Here is a 5,070-nt window from a genome sequence, read left to right on the forward strand (position 1 = left end):
CTGGTGATCCCGGTGGGTGCGCTTGTGGACGTCATGGAGATCGAAGGTGCCACGGCCATCGTCTACCCCCGCGAACTTCTTCCGTGAACGGATGAACGACGGCACGATCACTCTTCCCTGGCTCGTCATACGGCAGGACGACAACGGCAATCGCTACCGGGTGGGCAGGTATGCGACGCGTGCCGAAGCGCAGGAGATCGCGGACAGTCTCGACTCCCGCGGTCACAAGCAGCTCTACTGGGTCGAACGCATCGGGCAGAACGGCCATAACGGGATGAGTGGCGGCAAGTGATGCACCCACCCCGCCGCCCGTGTCCGCTCCCGTAGGCTCCCGCGCATGACCGAACCGATCGTGGTGGTGGGAGCCGCTCTGCTGAGCGGCGGCCGACTGCTCGCCGCACGCCGCAGCGCACCGCCTGAGCTGGCCGGACGGTGGGAGCTGCCGGGCGGCAAGGTGGAGCCCGACGAGTCTCCCGAGCAGGCGCTCGTGCGTGAGCTGCGGGAGGAGTTGGGCGTCGAGGCGAAGTCCGCGGAGAGGGTGCCCGGTGAGTGGGTCGTGCGGCCGGGCTATGTGCTGCGGGTGTGGATCGCGCATCTGCTGTCCGGTGAGCCCCGGGCGCTGGAGGACCATGACGAGCTGCGGTGGCTGACCGCGGATGAGGTGTGGGACGTCGACTGGCTGGATCAGGATGTGCCGGCGGTGATGGAGGCGGCGCGGCTGGCTTGGGGGGACGGGGGAGTGTGAGAGGGCTCCGGGGTGCGCATTCTCGCCCCGTCGCCCCGTCGCCCGTCGCCGTCGCCCCTGCGCCCCGTCGCCCGTCGCCCCTGCGCCCCGGACGGCACCGGGAAGCAGCACAGTTGAGGAGAACAGTGAACACGAAGGAAGTCCGTAGGTTGGACCGGGTGGTCATTCGGTTCGCGGGTGATTCCGGTGACGGTATGCAGCTCACGGGGGACCGCTTCACGTCGGAGACCGCCTCGTTCGGCAACGACCTCTCGACGCTGCCCGACTTCCCCGCCGAGATCCGGGCCCCCGCCGGGACGCTGCCGGGGGTGTCCAGCTTCCAGTTGCACTTCGCGGACCACGACATCCTCACGCCGGGCGACGCCCCCGATGTGCTGGTGGCGATGAACCCGGCGGCGCTGAGGGCGAACATCGGGGATCTGCCGCGGGGCGCGGAGATCATCGTGAACACGGACGAGTTCACCAGACGGGCGATGCAGAAGGTCGGCTATGCCACCTCTCCGCTGGAGGACGACTCCCTCGAGGCGTACCACGTGCATCCGGTGCCGCTGACCACGCTGACCGTGCAGGCACTGAAGGACTTCGAGCTGTCGCGCAAGGACGCGGCCCGCTCCAAGAACATGTTCGCGCTGGGTCTGCTGTCATGGATGTACCACCGGCCCACCGAGGGCACCGAGCAGTTCCTGCGCACCAAGTTCGCCAAGAAGCCGGAGATCGCCGAGGCGAACGTGGTCGCGTTCCGGGCGGGCTGGAACTTCGGTGAGACGACCGAGGATTTCGCGGTCTCCTACGAAGTCGCGCCCGCCACGAACGCGTTCCCGGCGGGGACGTACCGCAACATCTCCGGGAACCTGGCGCTGTCGTACGGGCTGATCGCGGCGGCCCGGCGGACCGATCTGCCGCTGTACCTGGGCTCCTACCCGATCACCCCCGCCTCGGACATCCTGCACGAGCTGTCCCGGCACAAGAACTTCGGGGTGCGCACCTTCCAGGCCGAGGACGAGATCGCCGCGATCGGCGCCGCACTGGGTGCGGCGTTCGGCGGGTCGCTGGCCGTGACCACCACCTCAGGACCGGGGGTGGCGCTGAAATCGGAGACCATCGGGCTGGCGGTGTCGCTGGAGCTGCCGCTGCTGATCGTCGCCATCCAGCGTGGCGGGCCCTCGACGGGCCTGCCGACCAAGACCGAGCAGGCCGACCTGCTGCAGGCGATGTACGGGCGCAACGGGGAGGCGCCGGTGCCGGTGGTGGCACCCAGGACACCGGCCGGCTGCTTCGACGCGGCGATTGAGGCCGCACGGATCGCGGTCACCTACCGTACCCCCGTCTTCCTGCTCAGCGACGGCTCTCTGGCCAACGGCTCCGAGCCCTGGCGCATCCCCGAGACCGACGAACTCCCGGACCTGCGGGTGCCCTTCGCCCAGGGCCCCAACCACACCCTGGACGACGGCAGCGAGGTCTTCTGGCCCTACAAACGCGACCCGCAGACCCTCGCCCGCCCCTGGGCCGTCCCCGGCACGCCGGGCCTGGAGCACCGCATCGGCGGCATCGAGAAGCAGGACGGCACCGGCAACATCTCCTACGACCCCGCCAACCACGACTTCATGGTCCGCACCCGGCAGGCCAAGATCGACGGAATCCGGGTACCCGACCTCGAGGTCGACGACCCGCCCCCGGGCCCCCGCCGCTCGACCAGGGACAGCACCCCCGGCCGGGCCCGGCTCCTGGTCCTCGGCTGGGGCTCGACGTACGGACCGATCACCGCGGCAGTACGCCGCGTCAGGGCCTCCGGCGGCACCGTCGCCCAGGCACACCTGAACCACCTCAACCCCTTCCCCCGCAACCTCGGCGACGTCCTCGCCCGCTACGAGCACGTACTGATCCCGGAAATGAACCTGGGACAGCTCGCCACCCTCATCCGCGCCAGGTACCTGGTCGACGCGGAGTCCTTCACCCAGGTCAACGGCATGCCCTTCAAGGCCGAGCAGCTCGCGGTCCGTATCCAGGAGGCCAACGATGCCCGCTGAGGCCCTGTCCCTCATCCCCCGGACCGACGTCCCCCTCGCAGCCAAGGACTTCAAGTCCGACCAGGAAGTGCGCTGGTGCCCCGGCTGCGGCGACTACGCCATCCTCGCCGCCGTCCAGGGCTTCATGCCCGAACTGGGCCTGGCCAGGGAGAACATCGTCTTCGTCTCCGGCATCGGCTGCTCCTCCCGCTTCCCGTACTACATGGACACCTACGGGATGCACTCCATCCACGGACGCGCCCCCGCCATCGCCACCGGACTCGCCACCTCCCGACGCGACCTGAGCGTCTGGGTGGTCACCGGCGACGGCGACGCCCTCTCCATCGGCGGCAACCACCTCATCCACGCCCTGCGCCGCAACGTCGACCTGAAGATCCTGCTGTTCAACAACCGGATCTACGGCCTCACCAAGGGCCAGTACAGCCCGACCTCCGAAATCGGAAAGATCACCAAGTCGACGCCGATGGGCTCGCTGGACGCACCCTTCAACCCGGTCTCCCTCGCGATCGGCGCCGAAGCCTCCTTCGTCGCCCGCACCGTCGACTCCGACCGCAAGCACCTCACCGACGTACTGCGCCAGGCCGCCGCCCACCCGGGCACCGCCCTGGTGGAGATCTACCAGAACTGCAACATCTTCAACGACGGAGCCTTCGACGTACTCAAGGACAAGCAGCGGGCCGAGGAAGCGGTGATCCGCCTCGAACACGGCCGGCCCATCCGCTTCGGCGCGAACGGCGCCAAGGGCGTCGTACGGAATGCGCACACCGGTGACCTCGAGGTCGTCGCCGTCACCGAGGACAACCAGTCGCAGATCCTCATCCACGACGCCCACTCGGCATCCCCCACCACGGCCTTCGCCCTGTCCCGGCTCGCCGACCCCGACACCTTGCACCACACCCCGATCGGCGTGCTGCGCAGCGTCGACCGCCCCGTCTACGACACCCAGATGTCCGACCAGCTCGACGCCGCGGTCGCCCGGGACGGCAAGGGCGACCTGGGAGCGCTGCTCGCGGGCAGCGACACCTGGACCGTCGCCCCCTAGCCGCGCCGGCGTGCGGAACCCATGAAACCCACCCTCACCCACCCCTTCCAGTCCCTGGCCGTCCGCAACTTCCGACTGTTCGCAGCCGGCCAGCTGATCTCCGTCGCCGGCACCTGGATGATGGTCGTGGCCCAGGACTGGCTCGTGCTGTCACTGACCGGCGACTCGGGCACGGCCCTGGGCGTGGTGACCGCGCTGCAGTTCGCCCCGCTGCTCCTGCTCACCCTGTACGCGGGCGGCCTGGCCGACCGCTACGACAAGCGGCGCCTGCTGACGGCCGCGAACCTCGCCTCGGGAACGCTGGCCCTCGCACTGGCCGTGCTGGTCCTGGCCGACGGCGTACGGCTGTGGCACATCTACCTCTTCGCCCTCGGCCTCGGCACCGTCAACGCCGTCGAAGTCCCCACCCGCATGTCCTTCGTCAGCGAACTCGTGGGCGCAGAGCTGCTGCCCAACGCCTCCGCGCTCAGCGCCGCCTACTTCAACACCGCACGCGTGATCGGCCCGGCCACGGCCGGGCTGCTGATCAGCTGGCTGGGCACCGGCCCCGTCATGCTGCTGAACGCCGCGAGCTATCTGGCGACGGTGGCGGCACTGCGCCTGATGCGCCCCGCGGAACTCCACCGCACCGGCCCCCCGCCCCGGCACGCCCGCGTCATGGACGGCATCCGCCACATGGCGAACCGCCCCGACCTGCTCCTTCCGATGATCCTCGTCGCGGTCATCGGCATGCTGGGCTTCAACTTCCAGCTCGTCCTGCCGCTGCTCGCCAAGACCGTCTTCCACGCCGACGCCGCCGCGTTCGGACTGCTCAGCACGGCACTCGCGGCAGGTTCACTCATCGCCGCGGTCGCCACGACACTCCGCCGCGGCCGACCACCACTGGGCCTGGTCATCACAGCCGCGGCCGGCTTCGGCATCTTCCAGACCCTGGCGGGACTGGCTCCCACCCAGCTCGCGGCCGCTGTCCTGCTCTTCTGCACCGGCTTCGGCTCCGTCTGCTTCGCGCAGGCCGCCAACCACCGCATCCAGCTGGGCACCGACCCCGCCTACCGCGGCCGCGTCATGGCCCTCTACACCCTGGTCTTCCAGGGCACCACGCCCCTGGGAGCCCTGCTCGTCGGAGCCCTCAGCGAATCCCTGGGCGCGCGAGCCGGCCTGCTCCTGGGCGGCACGGCCTCCACCCTGGCGGCCGTCGTGGTCCTCTGCCTGCACGCGCGCGGCATCAGGGCCCACCCCCGCCCCCCCCCTCCCCC

The 5,070-nt window shown here is 70.0% G+C and carries 4 protein-coding genes and 2 pseudogenes; all 6 read left to right on the forward strand.

What is annotated here, in order from left to right:
- Nucleotides 1–87: pseudogene (locus P1P70_RS40350) on the forward strand (NfeD family protein); the annotation flags it as partial.
- A gap of 4 nt (nucleotides 88–91) precedes the next feature.
- Complete coding sequence (locus P1P70_RS40355) at nucleotides 92–292, forward strand: SPOR domain-containing protein (RefSeq protein WP_319246826.1); 201 nt, start codon at nucleotides 92–94, stop codon at nucleotides 290–292.
- Nucleotides 293–337: 45 nt separating this feature from the next.
- The gene (locus tag P1P70_RS40360) at nucleotides 338–745 is read left to right on the forward strand and encodes a (deoxy)nucleoside triphosphate pyrophosphohydrolase (protein WP_215448818.1); all 408 of its coding nucleotides are present in this window, start codon (nucleotides 338–340) and stop codon (nucleotides 743–745) included.
- A 134-nt stretch (nucleotides 746–879) separates the two neighbouring features.
- Nucleotides 880–2,772: pseudogene (locus P1P70_RS40365) on the forward strand (2-oxoacid:acceptor oxidoreductase subunit alpha); the annotation flags it as partial.
- The gene (locus tag P1P70_RS40370; protein WP_319246828.1) at nucleotides 2,762–3,814 is read left to right on the forward strand and encodes a 2-oxoacid:ferredoxin oxidoreductase subunit beta; all 1,053 of its coding nucleotides are present in this window, start codon (nucleotides 2,762–2,764) and stop codon (nucleotides 3,812–3,814) included. The pseudogene P1P70_RS40365 and the gene P1P70_RS40370, both read left to right, overlap by 11 nt.
- Before the next feature lie 21 nt (nucleotides 3,815–3,835).
- Nucleotides 3,836–5,070, forward strand: a 1,235-nt coding sequence (locus P1P70_RS40375) for an MFS transporter (RefSeq protein ID WP_319246830.1), incomplete at its 3' end; no start/stop codon positions are given.

This window comes from Streptomyces sp. MB09-02B (assembly GCF_033794485.1).
Lineage (GTDB): Bacteria > Actinomycetota > Actinomycetes > Streptomycetales > Streptomycetaceae > Streptomyces.